The organism is Streptomyces sp. NPDC032091, assembly GCF_055580265.1.
In genome coordinates, this window is record NZ_JBVILR010000004.1 from 176,573 (window position 1) to 195,645 (window position 19,073).

13 protein-coding genes are annotated in these 19,073 nt (G+C 73.1%); 6 read left to right on the plus strand and 7 right to left on the minus strand.

What is annotated here, in order from left to right; translation table 11 throughout:
- Positions 1-39 precede the first annotated feature (39 nt).
- Both ACZ5NJ_RS09015 and ACZ5NJ_RS09020 read right to left on the minus strand, forming a co-directional pair.
- Entirely contained in the window at positions 40-2,307 is a 2,268-nt protein-coding gene (locus tag ACZ5NJ_RS09015) for a heavy metal translocating P-type ATPase (protein WP_468764031.1), read from the minus strand.
- A 94-nt stretch (positions 2,308-2,401) separates the two neighbouring features.
- Positions 2,402-2,689, minus strand: a complete 288-nt coding sequence (locus ACZ5NJ_RS09020) for a cation transporter (protein WP_468764032.1) — start codon at positions 2,687-2,689, stop codon at positions 2,402-2,404.
- Between the two features lie 187 nt (positions 2,690-2,876).
- On the opposite strand from ACZ5NJ_RS09020, the gene ACZ5NJ_RS09025 reads away from it, so the two are divergent.
- Both ACZ5NJ_RS09025 and ACZ5NJ_RS09030 read left to right on the plus strand, forming a co-directional pair.
- Positions 2,877-3,854, plus strand: a complete 978-nt coding sequence (locus ACZ5NJ_RS09025) for a hypothetical protein (protein WP_468764033.1) — start codon at positions 2,877-2,879, stop codon at positions 3,852-3,854.
- A gap of 88 nt (positions 3,855-3,942) precedes the next feature.
- Complete coding sequence (locus ACZ5NJ_RS09030; RefSeq protein WP_468764034.1) at positions 3,943-4,224, plus strand: metal-sensitive transcriptional regulator; 282 nt, start codon at positions 3,943-3,945, stop codon at positions 4,222-4,224.
- Between the two features lie 77 nt (positions 4,225-4,301).
- Here ACZ5NJ_RS09030 and katG read toward each other — a convergent pair whose 3' ends face one another.
- Entirely contained in the window at positions 4,302-6,500 is a 2,199-nt protein-coding gene (gene katG, locus ACZ5NJ_RS09035) for a catalase/peroxidase HPI (protein ID WP_468764035.1), read from the minus strand.
- A 150-nt stretch (positions 6,501-6,650) separates the two neighbouring features.
- Here katG and ACZ5NJ_RS09040 point away from each other — a divergent pair, with 150 nt between their 5' ends.
- Entirely contained in the window at positions 6,651-7,061 is a 411-nt protein-coding gene (locus ACZ5NJ_RS09040; protein ID WP_468764036.1) for a Fur family transcriptional regulator, read from the plus strand.
- A gap of 170 nt (positions 7,062-7,231) precedes the next feature.
- A complete protein-coding gene (recQ, locus tag ACZ5NJ_RS09045; RefSeq protein ID WP_468764037.1) occupies positions 7,232-9,268 on the plus strand; it encodes a DNA helicase RecQ in 2,037 nt (678 codons plus the stop codon).
- Between the two features lie 73 nt (positions 9,269-9,341).
- Here recQ and ACZ5NJ_RS09050 read toward each other — a convergent pair whose 3' ends face one another.
- Positions 9,342-11,729 (minus strand): ATP-binding cassette domain-containing protein, encoded by a 2,388-nt coding sequence (locus tag ACZ5NJ_RS09050; RefSeq protein WP_468764038.1) that lies wholly within the window; start codon positions 11,727-11,729, stop codon positions 9,342-9,344.
- Positions 11,730-12,143: 414 nt separating this feature from the next.
- On the opposite strand from ACZ5NJ_RS09050, the gene ACZ5NJ_RS09055 reads away from it, so the two are divergent.
- Positions 12,144-13,085 carry an NAD-dependent epimerase/dehydratase family protein gene (locus tag ACZ5NJ_RS09055; RefSeq protein WP_468764039.1) on the plus strand — a complete coding sequence of 314 codons (942 nt, stop codon included), beginning with the start codon at positions 12,144-12,146 and terminating at the stop codon, positions 13,083-13,085.
- A gap of 17 nt (positions 13,086-13,102) precedes the next feature.
- On the plus strand, positions 13,103-16,531 hold the full coding sequence (locus tag ACZ5NJ_RS09060; protein ID WP_468764040.1) for an aminotransferase class I/II-fold pyridoxal phosphate-dependent enzyme: 3,429 nt from the start codon (positions 13,103-13,105) through the stop codon (positions 16,529-16,531).
- A gap of 10 nt (positions 16,532-16,541) precedes the next feature.
- On the opposite strand, the gene ACZ5NJ_RS09065 is transcribed toward ACZ5NJ_RS09060, so the two are convergent.
- The 3 genes from ACZ5NJ_RS09065 to ACZ5NJ_RS09075 form a co-directional block, all read right to left on the minus strand.
- Positions 16,542-17,117, minus strand: a complete 576-nt coding sequence (locus ACZ5NJ_RS09065) for a toxin (protein WP_468764041.1) — start codon at positions 17,115-17,117, stop codon at positions 16,542-16,544.
- Entirely contained in the window at positions 17,114-17,593 is a 480-nt protein-coding gene (locus ACZ5NJ_RS09070; RefSeq protein ID WP_468764042.1) for a helix-turn-helix domain-containing protein, read from the minus strand. The genes ACZ5NJ_RS09065 and ACZ5NJ_RS09070 overlap by 4 nt, the downstream gene beginning before the upstream one ends.
- 305 nt (positions 17,594-17,898) lie before the next feature.
- A complete protein-coding gene (locus ACZ5NJ_RS09075; protein ID WP_468764043.1) occupies positions 17,899-19,059 on the minus strand; it encodes an MAB_1171c family putative transporter in 1,161 nt (386 codons plus the stop codon).
- Between the last annotated feature and the right edge of the window lie 14 nt (positions 19,060-19,073).

Sequence of the window (19,073 nt, forward strand, 5' to 3'; positions counted from 1 at the left end):
CACGGTTCTCGTGCGCAGGGGCTCGCGGCAAGGCCGGGCTCAGTCGGATGCGGCCCGGAAGCCGCGCAGACGGAGGCTGTTGCCGACGACGAAGACCGACGAGAAGGCCATGGCCGCTCCGGCGATCATCGGGTTGAGCAGTCCGGCCGCGGCGAGCGGCAGGGCGGCCACGTTGTAGGCGAAGGCCCAGAACAGGTTCGAGCGGATCGTGCCGAGCGTCCTGCGGGCCAGCCGGATGGCGTCGGCCGCCGATCGCAGGTCGCCCCGTACGAGGGTCAGGTCGCCGGCCTCGATGGCGGCGTCGGTGCCGGTGCCCATGGCCAGGCCCAGGTCGGCCTGGGCGAGCGCGGCCGCGTCGTTGACGCCGTCGCCGACCATCGCGACGCTGCGGCCCTCGGCCTGCAGCCGCTTGACCACGTCCACCTTGTCCTGCGGCATGACCTCGGCGATGACCTCGTCGATGCCCACCTCGCGGGCCACCGACTCGGCCACGGCCTTGTTGTCGCCGGTCAGCAGGATCGGGGTCAGGCCCAGGGCGCGCAGCCGGCGGATCGCCTCGGCACTGGTGTCCTTGACGGCGTCCGCGACCTCCAGCACCGCGCGGGCCTCGCCGTCCCAGGCCACCGCGATCGCGGTGCGGCCGGCCGACTCGGCGTCGGACTTGGCCCGCTCCAGGTGCGGGGGCAGCTCCATCGCCCACTCGGCGAGCAGCCTGCCGCGGCCGACGAGGACGGCGTGGCCCTCGACGACGCCCTGGACGCCGAGGCCCGGGATGTTGGCGAAGTCCTCGGGGACGGGCAGGGTCCCCACCCGGGCGGCGGCGCCGGCGGCGACGGCCTGGGCGATGGGGTGCTCGGAGGCGTGCTCCAGGGCTCCGGCCAGGCGCAGGACCTCGGTCTCGTCGGTGCCCTCGGCGGTGTGCACGTGCAGCAGGGTCATCCGGCCGGTGGTGACGGTGCCGGTCTTGTCGAGGACGATGGTGTCGACCTTGCGGGTGGACTCCAGCACCTCGGGGCCCTTGATCAGGATGCCGAGCTGGGCGCCGCGGCCGGTGCCGACCAGCAGGGCGGTCGGGGTGGCCAGGCCCAGGGCGCAGGGGCAGGCGATGATCAGGACGGCGACGGCGGCGGTGAAGGCGGCCGAGAGGCCGGAGCCGGTGCCGAGCCAGAAGCCGAGGGTGGCCAGCGCGATGGCCATGACGACCGGGACGAACACGGCGGAGATCCGGTCGGCGAGCCGCTGGGCGGCGGCCTTGCCGTTCTGCGCGTCCTCGACCAGCCGGGCCATGCGGGAGAGCTGGGTGTCGGAGCCGACCCGGGTGGCCTCGACGACGAGGCGGCCGCCGGCGTTCAGGGTGGCGCCGGTGACGGAGTCGCCGACGGAGACCTCGACCGGGACGGACTCGCCGGTGAGCATGGAGGCGTCCACGGCGGAGGAGCCCTCGACGACCGTGCCGTCGGTGGCGATCTTCTCGCCCGGGCGGACCAGGAAGCGGTCGCCGACCTGGAGGTCGGCCGTGGGCACGGTCACCTCCTGGCCGCCGCGCAGCACGGTCACCTCCTTGGCGCCCAGTTCCAGCAGCGCCTTGAGGGCGGCGCCGGCCTTGCGCTTGGACTTCGCCTCGAAGTAGCGGCCGGCCAGGATGAAGGTGGTGACGCCGGCCGCCGCCTCCAGGTAGATGTTCCCGGCGCCGTCGGTGCGGGCGATGGTGAACTCGAAGGCGTGCCGCATGCCGGGGGTGCCGGCGGTACCGAAGAACAGGGCCCACAGCGACCACAGGAACGCGGCGATCGTGCCGACCGAGATCAGGGTGTCCATGGTGGCCGCGCCGTGCTTGGCGTTGGTCCAGGCCGCGCGGTGGAAGGGCCAGGCCGCGTACGTGACCACGGGCGCGGCGAGGGTCAGCGAGAGCCACTGCCAGAAGTCGATCTGGAGCGCCGGGACCATCGCCATCGCGATGACGGGCACCGACAGCACGACGGCGGTGGTGAGGCGCTGGCGCAGCGGGGCCAGTTCGTCGGCCTCGGCCGGCGGCTCCTCCCCGGCGCCGGACGGGGTGGAGGAGCGGGGCGGCGCGGGCTCGTGCGCGGTGTAACCGGTGGCCTCGACGGTGGCGATCAGGTCGGCGACGGAGATGTCGGCGGCGGCGTCGAAGGTGACCTTGGCCTTCTCGGTGGCGTAGTTGACGGTCGCCTCGACGCCGTCCATGCGGTTGAGCTTCTTCTCGATGCGTGCCGCGCACGAGGCGCAGGTCATGCCGCCGATGGCGAGCTCGACCTGGGCGGCGCCGGGGGTGATGGTGGTCATGAGTGCTGCTCCTCGTTCGAGCGCGGGGCCGGTGCCGGGGCCCCCGGGGGAAGGAAGGGCCCCGGCGTCCGGGTGGGTCGGGGTCGGGCGGGTGTCAGGCCCGGCCGGTGAGCTCGTAGCCGGCGTCGTCCACGGCCGCGGCGACGGCGGCGTCGTCCGGCTCGCCGGCCGTGGTGACGGTGACCGTGCCGCCGTCCACGTCCACGTCCACCGAGAGGACCCCGGCGAGCGCGCCGACGGACGCGGTGATGGCGGTCCGGCAGTGTCCGCAGCTCATGCCGGACACGCGGTAGACGGTGGCGGTGCTGTCGACGACGGCGACGGTGGTCGTGGCCGCACCGTTGGAGGCGCAGGCGCCGTCGGGGGAACAGCAGGAAGACATGGGCTTCTCCTTGGGCTACTGATCGTACGGGATACCCTCTGGGGGTATCCGTTTGCTGAGTCCAGATATACCCCCCCGAGGTATCCGTTCGCAAGAGCATCCCGCGCTTGACTTGATACCCCCTGGGGGTATGGTGGAGATCCATTGAACCGCTGTACGCGGCACCTACGTCGTACGGGAGACAGGCATGAACACCGGAGTGAAGATCACCGCCTTCGCCGCCGCACTCGCGGCGGCCTTCGGCGCCGCCTACGGGGTCGGGGCGGGAGTCGGCCCCGTGGGCGCGCCGGCGAAGACGGAGCACGCGGGCCACGCGACCCAGGCGAAGGCCCCGGGCGCGGAGGGCGGGCACGGCGGTCACGGCCAGGCCGCGGCCCAGGGCCCGGCGGCCGGCGGCCTCCAGGTCTCCGACGCCGGCTACACGCTCAGCCTGGACACCCCGCAACTGGCCCCCGGCCAGGGCGAGCTCCGGTTCTCGGTGAAGGACGCGGCCGGGCGCAAGGTCGCCGGGTACAAGACCGAGCACGGCAAGGAACTGCACTTCATCGTCGCCTCACGCGACCTGACGGTCTACCGCCACCTCCACCCGGTGCGCGCGCAGGACGGGACCTGGTCGACACCGGTGGACCTGCCCGCCGCGGGCGCCTACAAGGCCTTCGCCGACTTCGCCCCGTCGGCCGGGGACGCGGGGAACGTCACCCTGGGAGCCGACCTCACCGTCCCGGGCGCGTACGCCCCGAACCCGATGCCCCCGGTCGCGCCCACCGCGGACGTGGACGGCTACCAGGTCGCCCTCGGCGGGACCCTGGACCCCGGCAGGCCCGGCGAGCTCAAGCTCACCGTCAGCAAGGACGGCCGGCCCGTCACCGACCTGGAGCCCTACCTCGGGGCGTACGGACACCTCGTCGCCCTGCGCGACGGAGACCTCGCCTACCTGCACGTCCACCCCAACGAGGGCGGCCCCGGCCCGGACGTCTCCTTTACGGCCACCGCGCCCAGCGCCGGCACCTACCGGCTCTTCCTCGACTTCCAGCACCAGGGCAAGGTCCGCACCGCGGCCTTCACCGTCCGCGCCGCCGGCGACGGGGCGGCCGCCGCCCCCGCCGCGCAGCCGGCGCAGCCCGCGCAGCCGGCCGGGGAGGAGCCGGGCGGTCACTCCCACTGACCGCCCGGCGGAACATCCCGCGGCCCGTCCTCGTTGTCGACATACCCCCCAGGGGTAAAGAAGGCCCCGATGAAGGGAAGCGATCGCCGTGCCCGGTTACACCTCCCACAAGGACGACGTCCTCAAGCGGCTGCGCCGCATCGAAGGCCAGGTGCGCGGCCTCCAGCGCATGGTCGAGGAGGGGACGTACTGCATCGACGTGCTCACCCAGGTCAGCGCCGCCACCAAGGCGCTGCAGTCCTTCGGGCTGACCATGATGGAGGACCATCTGCACTCCTGCGTCGCCGACGCCATCGCCGAGGGCGGGGACCAGGCCCGCGACAAGGTCGAGGAGGCCTCGCGCGCCATCGCCCGCCTGGTCCGCTCCTGAGCCGTGCGAACGGGTCCGGGCCGGCCCCCGGTGGGGGGCCGGCCCGGACACGCCGCGCCGCGGGAGCGCGGGACGGATCAGACGAGGTCGAAGCGGTCCAGGTCCATCACCTTGGCCCACGCCGCGACGAAGTCCTTCACGAACTTCTCCTTCGCGTCGTCGCTCGCGTACACCTCGGCCAGCGCGCGCAGCTCGGAGTGGGAGCCGAAGACCAGGTCGGCCCGGCTGCCGGTCCACTTGACCGCGCCGGTCGCGGCGTCGCGGCCCTCGAAGGAGGTCTCGTCCTCGGACACCGCCGACCACGTCGTCCCCAGGTCGAGCAGGTTGACGAAGAAGTCGTTGGTCAGGATCCCGGGGGTGTTCGTGAGGACGCCCAGCGAGGACCGCCCGTGGTTGGCGCCCAGCACGCGCAGGCCGCCGACGAGGACCGTCATCTCGGGCGCGCTCAGGGTCAGCAGGTTCGCCCGGTCGAGCAGCAGGTACTCGGCCGGCAGCCGGTCGCCCTTGCCGAGGTGGTTGCGGAAGCCGTCGGCCGTCGGCTCCAGCGCGGCGAAGGACTCCACGTCCGTCTGCTCCTGCGAGGCGTCCACCCGGCCGGGGCTGAAGGGCACCTCGACGTCGAAGCCCGCGTCCTTCGCGGCCTTCTCGACGGCCGCGCCGCCCGCGAGGACCACCAGGTCGGCGACCGAGACCTGCTTGCCGTCCGTGCGGCCCTCGTTGAAGGACCGCCGGATCCCCTCCAGGGTGCGCAGCACGCCCGCCAGCCGGTCGGGCTCGTTGACCTCCCAGCCGCTCTGCGGCTGGAGGCGGATGCGCCCGCCGTTGGCGCCGCCGCGCTTGTCGCTGCCGCGGAAGGAGGACGCGGCCGCCCACGCGGTGAACACCAGGTCGGAGACCGGCAGGTCCGAGGCGAGCACCCGGGCCTTGAGATCGGCGACCTCGGCGGGCCCGACGGGCTCGTGCGTCCGGGCGGGCAGCGGGTCCTGCCACAGCAGCTGCTCGGCCGGCACCTCCGGGCCCAGGTAGCGGACGACGGGGCCCATGTCGCGGTGGGTCAGCTTGTACCAGGCGCGGGCGAACGCGTCCGCGAAGGCGGCCGGGTCGGCCTGGAAGCGCCGCGAGATCGGCTCGTAGACCGGGTCGAAGCGCAGCGAGAGGTCGGTCGTCAGCATCGTCGGGGCGTGGGTCTTCGACGGGTCGTGCGCGTCGGGCACGGTGCCCGCGCCGGCGCCGTCCTTAGGCCGCCACTGGTGCGCCCCGGCGGGGCTCTCGAACAGTTCCCACTCGTAGCCGAAGAGTATGTCGAAGAAGCTGTTGTCCCAGGTGGTCGGGGTGTCGGTCCAGATGCCCTCCAGACCGCTGGTGATCGTGTCCCCGCCCTTGCCGGTGCCGTACGCGTTCGCCCAGCCCAGGCCCTGCGCCGACATCGGGGCGCCCTCCGGGGCCTCGCCGACGTTCTCGGCCGGGCCCGCGCCGTGGGTCTTGCCGAAGGTGTGGCCGCCCGCGATCAGGGCGACCGTCTCCTCGTCGTTCATCGCCATCCGGTGAAACGTTTCGCGGATGTCGCGGGCGGCGGCGACCGGGTCCGGAGTGCCGTTCGGGCCCTCCGGGTTCACGTAGATCAGGCCCATCTGGACCGCGCCGAGCGGGCTCTCCAGCTCACGGTCCCCGGTGTAGCGCTGATCGCCGAGCCAGGTGGTCTCCGGGCCCCAGTACACGTCCTCGTCGGGCTCCCAGACGTCCTCGCGGCCGCCGCCGAAGCCGAAGGTCTCGAAACCCATCGTCTCCAGGGCGACGTTTCCGGCCAGGACCATCAGGTCGGCCCAGGAGAGGCTGCGGCCGTACTTCTTCTTCACCGGCCACAGCAGGCGGCGGGCCTTGTCGAGGTTGCCGTTGTCCGGCCAGCTGTTGAGCGGCGCGAAGCGCTGCTGCCCGGCCCCGGCGCCGCCGCGGCCGTCGCTGATCCGGTAGGTGCCCGCGCTGTGCCAGGCCATGCGGACCATGAAGGGGCCGTAGTGGCCGAAGTCGGCCGGCCACCAGTCCTGCGAGGTCGTCAGGACCTCCGCGATGTCCCGCTTGACCGCGGGGAGGTCGAGGGTCTTGAACGCCTCGGCGTAGTCGAACCCCTCGCCCAGTGGGTTCGCCACGGCGGGGTTCTTCGCGAGGATCCTCAGGTTGAGCGCATCCGGCCACCACTGGCGGTTCCCGCCGCCCTGGGTCGGGTGCGGGGCGCGACCGTGGGCGACGGGGCAGCCTTCGGTTTGCTTTTCAGACATGGGAATCCTTCCGCACCGGGGGTGACGCGGTGCTCGGAAATCGCTGGAGTGTTTTCCTGTCCCTTGGCTATTGGCAGATCAGATCCTACGATGGACGGATTCCAAGTCAAGAAGCATGCCGGACAACGCTTACCGGGAATGGGTGCCCCCATGAGCGACCTGCTGGAACGACTTCGAAGCCGCGGCTGGCGGATGACGGCGCAGCGCCGCGTGGTCGCGGAGGTCCTGGACGGGGACCACGTGCACCTGACGGCGGACGAGGTGCACGCCCGCGCCGCCCGGCGGCTGCCGGAGATCTCGCGGGCGACGGTCTACAACGCCCTGGGGGAGCTGGTCGCCCTCGGCGAGGTCGCGGAGGTGACCACGGACGGCCGGGCCAAGCGCTACGACCCCAACGCGCGCCGGCCGCACCAGCACCTGGTCTGCTCCCGCTGCGGCACCGTCCGCGACGTCCACCCGGACGGCGATCCGCTGGCCGGACTTCCGGAATCGGAACGCATGGGATTCACCGTTTCGAAGGTCGAGATCACCTATCGGGGCCTGTGCCCGTCCTGCTCCTGAAAAAGCGGTATTCCGCCGGGGTGAATTCACCGGGGCCCCCGGGTGAAGTCCGGGGGCCCGCGCCGGTGGGGGACCGCCCGTCCACTGGTGACGGTGAGTAGTCGTACCGGTTGTCCACAGCCTCCGGCGGACGGGACGGGAGTGTCCCAGGGTGCCGTTAGGCTTCTCGAATGGCCCTTTCGGACGCTTCCCCCGAGATCTCAAGCGAGGTCTCCGACGCTTTGCGGGTGCTCCACCGCGTCTTCGGTTACAGCTCCTTCCGCGGTGACCAGCAGGAGATCATCGAGCAGCTCGTCGGCGGCGGCGACGCCCTCGTCCTGATGCCCACCGGCGGCGGCAAATCGCTCTGCTACCAGATCCCGGCGCTCGTCAGAGAGGGCACGGGCATCGTCATCTCCCCGCTGATCGCGCTGATGCAGGACCAGGTGGACGCGCTCACCGCCCTCGGGGTCCGGGCCGGGTTCCTCAACTCCACCCAGGACCCCTACGAGCGGCAGGCCGTCGAACAGGCCTTCCTCGCCGACGAGCTGGACCTCCTCTACCTGGCCCCCGAGCGGCTGCGCACCGAGGGGACCCAGCGGCTGCTCGACCGGGGCAAGGTGTCGCTCTTCGCCATCGACGAGGCGCACTGCGTCGCCCAGTGGGGCCACGACTTCCGGCCCGACTACCTCGCCCTCTCGATGCTGCACGAGCGCTGGCCCAAGGTCCCGCGGATCGCCCTCACCGCGACGGCCACCGAGGCCACGCACGCCGAGATCGCGTCCCGGCTGGGCCTGGAGGACGCCAGGCACTTCGTCGCCAGCTTCGACCGGCCGAACATCCAGTACCGCATCGTCCCCAAGGACAACCCGACCCGCCAGCTGCTGGAGCTGATCCGCGCCGAGCACGACGGGGACGCCGGCGTCGTCTACTGCCTCTCCCGCTCCTCGGTGGAGAAGACCGCCGCCTTCCTGGTCGAACAGGGCATCGACGCGGTCCCGTACCACGCGGGCATGGACGCCCGGGCGCGCGCCGCGAACCAGGCCCGCTTCCTGCGCGAGGACGGGGTCGTGGTGGTCGCCACGATCGCCTTCGGCATGGGCATCGACAAGCCCGACGTCCGGTTCGTCGCCCACCTGGACCTGCCCAAGTCCGTCGAGGGCTACTACCAGGAGACCGGCCGCGCCGGCCGCGACGGCGAGCCCGCCACGGCCTGGCTCGCGTACGGCCTCCAGGACGTGGTGCAGCAGCGCAAGCTCATCGACGGCTCCGAGGGCGACGACGCCCGCCGCCGCTCCCTGGGCATGCACCTCGACGCCATGCTCGCGCTCTGCGAGACGGTCGACTGCCGACGGTCCCGGCTGCTGGAGTACTTCGGCCAGCACGGCGCCCCCTGCGGCAACTGCGACACCTGCCTGACGCCCGCCGAGTCCTGGGACGGCACGGTCGCGGCCCAGAAGCTGCTGTCCACCGTGTGGCGGCTGGCGAAGGAACGGCGCCAGAAGTTCGGCGCCGGCCAGATCATCGACATCCTCCAGGGCAAGAAGACCGCCAAGGTCATCCAGTTCGACCACGACGCGCTCTCGGTGTTCGGCGTCGGCGCGGACCTCGGCACCGCCGAGTGGCGCGGGGTCGTACGGCAGCTGCTGGCGCAGCGGCTGCTGGCCGTCGAGGGCGACTACGGCACCCTCGTCCTGACCGACAGCAGCGGCGACGTGCTCGGCGGGCGGCGCACGGTGCAGATGCGCAAGGAGCAGAAGGCACCGGCCGCCTCCCGCCGCAAGGAGGGCGGCTCCCGTTCCGGGAAGGCCGCCCGCGTCCCCGTCGACCTGCCGGCGGCCGCCGTGCCGGTCTTCGAGGCCCTGCGCGCCTGGCGCGCCGCGACGGCCCGCGAGCAGGGCGTACCGGCGTACGTCGTGTTCCACGACGCCACGCTGAGGGAGATCGCCACCCGGCTGCCCGGCACCGTCGAGGAACTGGGCGGGATCGGCGGGGTCGGCGAGGCCAAGCTCGCCAAGTACGCCGAGGGCCTCCTGGACGCCCTGGCCGAACACCGGGCCGACGGAGCCGCCGCCACCGCGACCGCCCCCGCTCCCGAGCCGGCCTCGGCTCCCGCGGCCGCCACCGCCCCGGCCGCCCCCCAGGCGGCCGCGGACGAGCCGCCGTTCGAGGACGAACCGCCCTTCGACCTCGACGAGATGGACCCCCCGTGGGACGACTGGCGCTAGCCCGCCGGCCGGCCCGGTCGGCAGGCCGGCTGGCGGGGCGGTCCCTGCCGGGACGTCCCGCCGGCCTCGCCGGTCAGGCGCCGACGTACGCCGCCAGGTGTTCGCCGGTGAGCGTGGACCGGGCGGCCACCAGCTCCGCCGGGGTGCCCTCGAAGACGATCCGGCCGCCGTCGTGGCCGGCGCCCGGACCGAGGTCGATGATCCAGTCGGCGTGCGCCATGACCGCCTGGTGGTGCTCGATCACGATCACCGACTTGCCGGAGTCCACCAGCCGGTCCAGCAGCCCCAGCAGGTGCTCCACGTCCGCCAGGTGGAGGCCGGCGGTCGGCTCGTCCAGGACGTAGATCCCGCCCTTCTCACCCATGTGCGTGGCCAGCTTCAGCCGCTGCCGCTCACCGCCCGACAGCGTCGTCAGCGGCTGGCCGAGGGTCAGGTAGCCGAGCCCCACGTCCACCAGCCGCTCCAGGATCCGGTGCGCGGCCGGCGTGCGCGCCTCGCCCGAGCCGAAGAACTCCTCCGCCTCGGCCACCGGCATCTCCAGCACCTCGCTGATGTCCCGGCCGCCGAGCCGGTACTCCAGCACCGACGCGTCGAACCGCTTCCCCTCGCAGTCCTCGCAGGTGGTGGCCACCCCGGCCATCATCGCCAGGTCCGTGTAGACGACCCCGGCACCGTTGCAGGTCGGGCAGGCGCCCTCCGAATTGGCACTGAACAGCGCCGGCTTGACCCCGTTGGCCTTGGCGAAGGCCTTGCGGATCGGCTCCAGCAGCCCCGTGTACGTCGCCGGGTTGCTCCGCCGCGAACCGCGGATCGGCGTCTGGTCAACCGACACCACCCCCGCCGAGGCCGGCACGGAGCCGTGGATGAGCGAGCTCTTGCCCGAGCCGGCCACACCCGTGACCACGGTGAGCACCCCCAGCGGCACGTCCACGTCGACCCCGCGCAGGTTGTGCGCCGACGCCCCGCGGATCTCCAGCGCTCCGGACGGCACCCGGACCGACCCCTTCAGCGCGGCCCGGTCGTCGAAGTGCCGCCCGGTGACGGTGCCGCTGGCACGCAGCCCCTCCACCCCGCCCTCGAAGCACACCGTCCCGCCCGCCGCACCGGCACCGGGCCCGAGGTCGACGATGTGGTCGGCGATCGCGATCACCTCCGGCTTGTGCTCCACCACCAGCACCGTGTTGCCCTTGTCGCGCAGCCGCAGCAGCAGGCCGTTCATCCGCTCGATGTCGTGCGGGTGCAGGCCGGTGGTGGGCTCGTCGAACACGTACGTGACGTCGGTGAGCGCGGACCCGAGGTGGCGGATCATCTTGACGCGCTGCGCCTCGCCGCCCGACAGCGTCCCCGCCGCCCGGTCCAGCGACAGGTAGCCCAGCCCGATCTCCACGAAGGAGTCGAGGGTGTGCCGGAGCGTCGCCAGCAGCGGGGCCACCGAGGGCTCGTCGAGTCCGCTCACCCACTTGGCCAGGTCGCTGATCTGCATCGCGCAGGCGTCGGCGATGCTGATCCCCTTGATCTTCGAGGACCGCGCGCCCGCGCTGAGCCGGGTCCCCTCGCAGTCGGGACAGGTGGTGAAGGTGACCGCCCGCTCGACGAACTCGCGGATGTGCGGCTGCATCGCCTCCTTGTCCTTGGCCAGCATCGACTTGCGGATCCGCGGGATCAGCCCCTCGTACGTCATGTTGATCCCGGCGATCTTCATCCGGACCGGCTCGCGGTGGAGGAAGTCGGCGAGCTGCTTCTTCGTGAACGAGCGGATCGGCTTGTCCGGGTCGAAGAGGCCCGACTCGCTGTAGAGCCGGTGGTTCCAGCCGCCGGGCTTGTAGCCGGGGACGGTGAGCGCCCCCTCGTTCAGGGACTTGGACTCGTCGAACAGCTCGGCGAGGTCGAGGTCGTTGACCGTGCCCCGGCCCTCGCAGCGCGGGCACATGCCGCCGGTCACGCTGAACTCGCGCCGCTCCTTGACGGTCTGCCCGCCGCGCTCCAGGGTGACCGCGCCCGCCCCGCTGATCGAGGCCACGTTGAAGGAGTACGCCTTGGGGGAGCCGATGTGCGGGTCTCCGAGCCGGCTGAAGAGGATGCGCAGCATCGCGTTCGCGTCGGTGGCGGTGCCGACGGTGGAGCGGGGGTCGCCGCCCATCCGCTGCTGGTCGACGGCGATCACCGTGGTCAGCCCGTCCAGCACGTCCACGTCGGGCCGGGCCGCGGCGGGCATGAAGCCCTGGACGAACGCGCTGTACGTCTCGTTGATCAGCCGCTGCGACTCCGCGGCGACCGTGTCGAACACGAGCGAGCTCTTGCCCGAACCGGAGACCCCGGTGAACACCGTCAGCCGGCGCTTGGGGATCTCGACGCTGACGTCCTTGAGGTTGTTCTCGCGCGCGCCGTGCACGCGGATCATGTCGTGGCTGTCGGCGGCGTGCGGTGCGGGCGGCCGCTGGTTCGTCGTGGCCCTGCTCATCGTCTCTCCCTCGTCGGCGCGGCCGCGGCGTACCTCGGCGCCGCGGCCCGATCCACGCTACGCGAGGGCTCAGGGCTGCCGCTTCTCCGATCGTGACCGGTCCGGGCCCGGGGACGGGCAGGGCGCGGCGCAGCACGGCGGTCGCAGGGTTCCGGCCAATCGCGCCGCTCCTGCGGACGGGACGGTGCGCGGTCGACGGGGCCTCCTGGTCGCGAGGGCGGGCGGCCGGCGCGACGTGCGGCCCGGCGGTGCGTGCGGACTGGCGATCGGGAAGCCGGCAACGGCCCGGGACCGGGGGATCCGGAACACCGCGGGATGACCGCCGCGCGTACTTCCGGTAAGGGTGGGGGTTTCGGCCGCGGTGCCGGGGGGCGCCGGCCCCGCCGGGCCGGGGGCCCGCGCTAGTGTGCGTACGTGAACACTCATGTCGTCATAGGTTTCGGACCCGCCGGTGCCGCCACCGCCCGGCTCCTCGCCGAACAGGGCCACACGGTGAAGGTCGTCACCACCTCGGGCCGCCCCCCGGAGCCCGGGATCGAGCACCTCGCGCTCGACGCGAAGGACAGCGGACGGCTGACCGAGGCGGTACGCGGCGCGTCCGCGCTCTACGGCTGCGGCGGACCGCCCTACCCCCGCTGGGCGGCGGAGTGGCCGGCGCTGGCGTCCTCCCTCTGTACGGCGGCCGAGGCGACCGGGGCCGTCCTGGTGCTGCTCGGCAACCTCTACGGGTACGGGCCCGTGGACGGCCCCCTGACCGAGGACCTGCCCCTCGCGGCGACCGGCCCCAAGGGAAGGGTGCGCGCCGCCGTCTGGGAGCAGGCGCGCGACCTCCACCAGCAGGGCCGGATCAGGGCCGTCGAGGTGCGCGCCTCCGACTTCTTCGGGCCCGGCGTCACCGACGGCGGGCACCTGGCGGCCCGCGTCGTGCCGCCGCTGCTGCGCGGCAAGCCGGTCTCCACGCTCGGCGACCCCGACGCCCCCCACAGCTGGACCTACCTCCCCGACGTGGCCCGGGCCCTGGCGGAGGTCGCGGGCGACGAGCGGGCCTGGGGCCGGGCCTGGCACGTCCCCACCGAACCCGCCCGGTCCGTACGGGAGATGACCGGCCTGCTGGCCGCCGAGGCGGGCACCGCACCGGTCGCCGTACGCGGTGTCCCGCCCCTGATCCTGGGCCTGGGCGGGCTGTTCTCCCCGCTGCTGCGCGAACTGAAGGAGATCCGCTACCAGTTCGACCGTCCGTTCACGGTCGACTCCACCGCCTACGAGACCGCGTTCGCGACCCGGGCCACCCCCCTGGACCAGCAGGTCAAGGCGACGGTGGACTGGTGGCGCGAACGCCTGGCCACCACCGGGTGACGGTTCCAGGGAGAGGGATGCATTCCACAGTGGACCCCAGGGGAGCGGGGCAGGGACAGGGCCAGGGACAGGCACGGGAACCCGGCGGGCACCGCGACGACATAGCCGTCGTCGGCATGGCCTGCCGCTTCCCGGGGGCGCGGAACCTGAACGAGTACTGGCGGCTCCTGACCGACCCGCGGGCCCAGTTCGGCCGCGTCCCCGACACGCGCTGGCGCGCCGACGCCTTCCTCAGCGCCGATTTCCGCGACACCTCCGCCGCCTACACCGACACCATGGCGCTCCTGCCCGACGTGGACCGCTTCGACGCGGCCCACTACGGCATCCCGCCGCGGCGCGCCAAGGCCATGGACCCCCAGCACCGGCTGCTGATCGACCTCGCCCGCGAGGCCGTCCAGGACGCCGGATGGGAGGCCGACGGCTTCGACCGCGAGGAGACCTCGGTGATCACGGCCCTCACCGACAGCGGCTACCGGGGCCTGACCACCCTCCAGATCCGCATGCGCCAGCTGGCCGGAGGCGAATTCGGGGCGCGCCCCGGCGACGCGCACTGGCGCGAGACGGCCCGAGCCGTCGACGGGATGCAGGGCACCTCCGTGGCCGGGATCCTGCTCAACATGGGCCCGAACACGATCAGTTCGGTCTTCGACCTGCACGGCGAGAGCTACGCCCTGGACTCCGCCTGCTCCGGCGGCCTGCTGGCCGTGGCCAACGCCGTCCACGCGCTGCGCTCCGGCCGCACCCGCATCGCCCTCGCGGGCGGCGCCCAGCTGGTCGTCACCCCCGACCTGCTCGTCGGGCTCTGCCGGATCGGCGCCATCTCCCGCAGCGGCCGCTGCCTGCCGTTCGGCGCCGACGCCGACGGCTTCGTCCTCGGCGAGGGCGCCGGGGTGCTGGTCCTGCGGCCCCTGGCCGACGCACGGGCGGCCGGCGACCGGGTGTACGCGGTGATCCGCGGTGTCGGCACCGCCAACGACGGCACCGTGCAGGGCGGCATGCACCCCCAGGCCGCCGGACAGCTGCGCGCCCTGCGCCGCGCCTACCGCGACGCCGGCCTGGCCCCCGGAGAGGTCGGCTACCTGGAGGCGCACGGCACCGGCACCACCGTCGGCGACCCCGTCGAACTCGCCGTCCTGCGCGACCTGCGCGGGCCGGACGCGGTCCCCGCCCACCTGGGCGCGGTCAAGGCGGTGGTCGGGCACTCCCTGAACTCCGCCGGGCTGGCCGGGCTCATCAAGTCGGTCCTGGCCGTCCGGCACGGGGTGATCCCCCCGCAACCGGAGTTCGGGCTCGCCGACCCCTCCCTCCTCGACGCCGCCCGGCTGACCGTGGCCACCGCGCCGGTCCTCTGGCCGCCGGACGGCCGGCCGCGCCGGGCGGGCGTCAGCGCGTTCGGCTTCGGCGGTACCGGTGTGCACCTGGTCGTCGAGGAGGACACCGCGCCGCAGCCCCTCCCGCCGCCGTCCGAGGGGCCGTACGTCCTGGCCCTGAGCGCCCGCGACCGGGCCGGGCTGGCCGGGTACGCCCGGGACCTGGCCCGTACCCTCGACGGGGAACGGCCGCCGCTGGCCGCCGTGGCCGACACCCTGGCCCGCCGCGCCGCGCTGCCCGAACGCCTCACCGTGGAGGTCCGGGACACCGCCGACGCGGTCGCCCGGCTGACCGGCGCGGCCGAGGACGTGGAGGCGGGCCGGGCCCCCGGCCCGTCCGCCGGGACGCCCGCACCCGCGCCGGCGGGGGAGCGCATCCCCCCGTGCACCCTGCCGCCGACGCCCCTCGCCCCGCGCCGCCACTGGATCGTGGACGAGTCGGCCCGCGACACCGCCGACCCGGACCCCGCACCCGCGGGGGGCCTGCGCGGGACGGAGCCGGAGGCGACGCGGTCCGGGCCGCGGTCCGGTGGGGCGGCCGCCGCGGCCCTCGTCCTCGAAGAGGTGTCGCGGACCGGCGTCTACCCCCTGTCCGACCTGCACGAGGACCAGACGCTGGTCGCCGACCTCGGTTTCGACTCCCTGATGCTGCACGAGCTGGACACGCGGATCGCGAACCGGGTGCCGGGGTTCAGGACCGAGGAGATGTTCTCCCCGGACCTCACCGTCGGCCACCTGATCGACCTCGTCGACCCCGACCGCACCGACCGCACCGACCGCACCGACCGCACCGACCGAGCCGACCGCACCGGCCCGCAGGCCCCCGCGCCGCAGCCGGCCCCGCCGGCCGGGCCGGGGTGGAGCGCCGACACGGCGAACGTCGACGAGTTCCCGGAGGTGGGCAAGCTCGAACAGCTCCTGGGCTCCCTCGCCGACACCGGGGCGGCCTTCCCGTACTTCCGCGTCCACGAGGGCACCCTCCGCGACACCACCGTCATCGGCGGCCGCCCGTACCTCTCCTTCGGCAGCTACAACTACCTCGGCCTCTCCGGGCACCCCGCGGTCAACGAGGCCGTGCACCGGGCCGTGGAACGCTACGGCACGTCCGTCTCCGCGAGCCGGGTCCTGTCCGGCGAACGCGACCTCACCGTCCGCCTCGAACGGGCCCTGACCGAGTTCCTCGGCGTCGGGGACTGCCTGACGCTGGTCAGCGGCCACGCCACCAACGTCACCGCGATCGGACACCTCGTCGGCCCCGGGGACCTCGTCCTCCACGACGCCCTCGCCCACGACAGCATCCTCCAGGGCTGCGCCCTGTCCGGCGCGGCCCGGCGCCCCTTCGCGCACAACGACACGGAGCGGCTGGAGCACCTGCTGCGGCTCAACCGGTCCCGGTTCCGCCGGGTGCTGATCGCCGTCGAGGGCGCGTACAGCATGGACGGCGACCTCGTCGACCTGCCCGCCGTGATCGAACTGAAGAAACGTTACGGCGCCCTGCTGATGGTGGACGAGGCGCACAGCATCGGCACCGTCGGCGAACGGGGCCGGGGCGTCGGCGAGTTCTTCGGCGTCGACCGCTCCGACGTGGACGTGTGGATGGGCACCCTCTCCAAGGCCTTCGCCAGCTGCGGCGGCTATCTCGCGGGCTCCGCCCGGATGGTGCGGTGGCTGCGCCACACCCTCCCCGGCTTCGTCTACAGCGTCGGCCTGACCCCGCCCAACGCGGCGGCGGCCCTGGCCGCCACCGAGCTGATGGTGGCGGAGCCGCAGCGGGTGGGGGCGCTGCGGCGCAACTCCGAGCTCTTCCTGGGCCTGGCCCGGGCCGCCGGCCTGGCGACCGGCTCCAGCGCCCACACGCCCATCGTGCCGTGCATCCTCGGGGACTCGGCGCGCACCCTGCGCGTCGCGGACGGGCTCTACGCCCGGGGCGTCATCGCCGACCCGATCTTCCACCCCGCCGTGGAGGAGGGGCTGTCGCGGCTGCGGTTCTTCGTCACCGGCGAGCACCGCGAGGACGACATCCGCCGCGCCGTGGCGGTCCTGGCCGAGGAGGTGGCGTCCGCCGCCGCGCGGTAAGCGGTCCACGTCAGAAGAGGGTGCGTTCGATCCGGCTGAGCATGGCGGTGGTCCCCGGGTCGCCGTCCTCGCCCGCTTCCGCGCCGTGCGGCGGGGAGGGCTGTTCGGCGCCCTCCATCCGCTGGGCGAGCAGATAGGCGATGATCTCCGCCTCCTGCTCCTGGACGTCGTCGTAGGTCGCGCGCAGGAGCATGTCGCGCACGAGGTCGGGGTCGAGGTCGGGGAAGAGGAGGCGGGCGGCCGCCTCGTCCAGTCCGCCGGCCCCGCGATGGCAGCAGATGATGTGGCCCAGCTCATGCAAGATGATGTGCTCCTGATGCGCGCTGGTGGTGTTGGCGTCGTAGAAGATCAGGTCCTCGTCGCGGGCGGCCACCCACATGCCGCACGGGTGCGACGAGGGCATCTGCATCGGGACCAGGATGATCGGCCGCTCGCGCGCCTCGCCGAGGTGGCGGCAGAGTTCGGCGACGTCGGTCACCTCGGGGAGGTCGAGTTCGGCGAGCCGCCGGGCGCCGGCCTTCCGGAGCTTCTTGAGCCGGCTGCGGCGGTCGTGGTCGGCGGCCCGCTCCTTCCAGGCGCCCCTCATACGGGCTCGGAGGGGCCGGGACCGTCGGCCGCGGGGGAGTCGGCGACGGGGGCGTCGGTGACCGGCGGGAGGCCCTGCATCTGCCGGTACTGGTCCATGATGGCCGTGATGGCCTGGAGGTTCTCCTTCTTCATCCCGGCCGCGCGCATCGCCACGGCGCGGACCCCGGACTGCCGCAGCGCCTCGATGGCGGCGACCTGGCTGAGGACGGACTCGGCGACCTTGTCGTCGAAGAAGTAGGCGACCGAGACGCCGAAGAACCTGGCCAGGGCCGCGAGGAGGTCGGGTGAGGGGTTGGAGCGCTTCCCCGTCCGCAGTTGCGACAGATAGACACCCCCGGCCTTGAGCTCGGGGTTGGCCCGCTTCAGTTCCTCCGCCACCTCGGCGTTGGTCCAGTGCCTGCCCTTGGGACGGACCGTCTTGAACAGGTCGTCGAGGCGCCTGGCGAGCAGGGGCCGGTCGTCGCACTCGGTCATGGTGAATCTTCCTCCCGTCACCTCCTCGGTATAGCCCTTGGCTATACGCCAGTTTCACAGAATAGCGGTCAGTTGACAATTGGCCTGGACTCCGCCAACGTTGGGTCTCGCCGATAGCTGCCAGCTAACTCGTCACGGGGGAAGTGCGACGAGTTGGCGGGCGGTGACATCGGACTGGCCCGGCCCTCGGGGGATGGGCCGGGCCAGTCCGGGCGGGAGCCACCCGTCCGGCCCGACGTGAAAAAAGCGGGGGGAACGGGGGAGACCCGCCCGGTTCGACGGGGGATACGAACCGGGCGGGAGCTTCAACTCGCGGTGCCGAGTTTACTGTAGGCGGCCGCGACTTTGGTGAGCCAGGCCACCTCCGCCGTGAAGTTGTCCGTGTCGCGGTCGTCGAAGTCGCCCGCGTCCTTGTTGTCGTGCGGCATGGTCCCGGCCTGCTTGGCCAGCAGGGCCCGCTTGATCCGCGCCGCCTCCGTGAAGGCCTGCCGCGACTCCTCGCTCTCCTCCCGGGCCGACCCGCCGTCCGAACCGCCCACGGTCGTACGGTCGATGTACGGGCGCAGGTCCCGCCACCCGTCGCGGATCTCGACGACCCGGCGGTGCAGCCGGTAGTCCAGGTCCGAGACCGAGGCGCCCGGCGGCTCCAGGGCGATGTCCGGCGAGGACTCGTACAGGTCCCGCCAGAGCGGGTACAGCGCCCGGTACGAGCGGTAGCTGCGGCCCCACGCCAGCAGCCTCGACGCCGCCGGACCCCACGAGGAGTTGGTCAGGCCGAGCGACAGGATGACGATGCCCGCCGCGCTGAAGAGGTTCGAGGCCAGCTTCCAGACGCCGATGTCGACCCCGGCCGCGGCCGTCAGGATGTTGACCGTCCGGCACGAGCAGTACAGGAACAGCACCACGGCGGCCACCCGCAGCACCCGCAGCGCCTGCCGCAGCGACTCGTTGTCCGTCATGCGCGCGTACTCGCCGCACTGGCGGAAGATGGTCACGCACGGCAGCGCCTGGGAGGCCATGAAGGCCAGGAGATAGACGAGGACCAGCGGCTGCCCGCTGCCCGTGTCGAAGTCCGTGGACGGCCGGGAGGTTCCGTCGGCGAGGAGGAAGAGCGCCACCAGGGCCACGTTCAGCGCGCTCCCGGTGATCACCCACCACCGCGTCCTGCGCCGCGCCTCCTCCTCGGGGGCCGCCCACCGCAGCAGGATGATCTCCGCGGCGACGCAGTAGGCCACCGCCGACAGGTGCATGAGGAGGATGGCGAGGTTGCCGACGCCCAGGAGGTGCGGGCCGCCCATGGCGATGGCACCGAAGGTGAAGGTGAGGCACTGGAGGACCAGAGTGGCGATCAGCGTCCAGTAGGCGCTGTCGTGCCGGCTGCGCCGCGCCTGGCACAGCCGGTAGATGAGCGCGGCGTACGAGGAGAGCGCCGCGATGACGAAGCAGAGGGTTCTGATGGTGTTCAAGGCCTGGTTTCCTG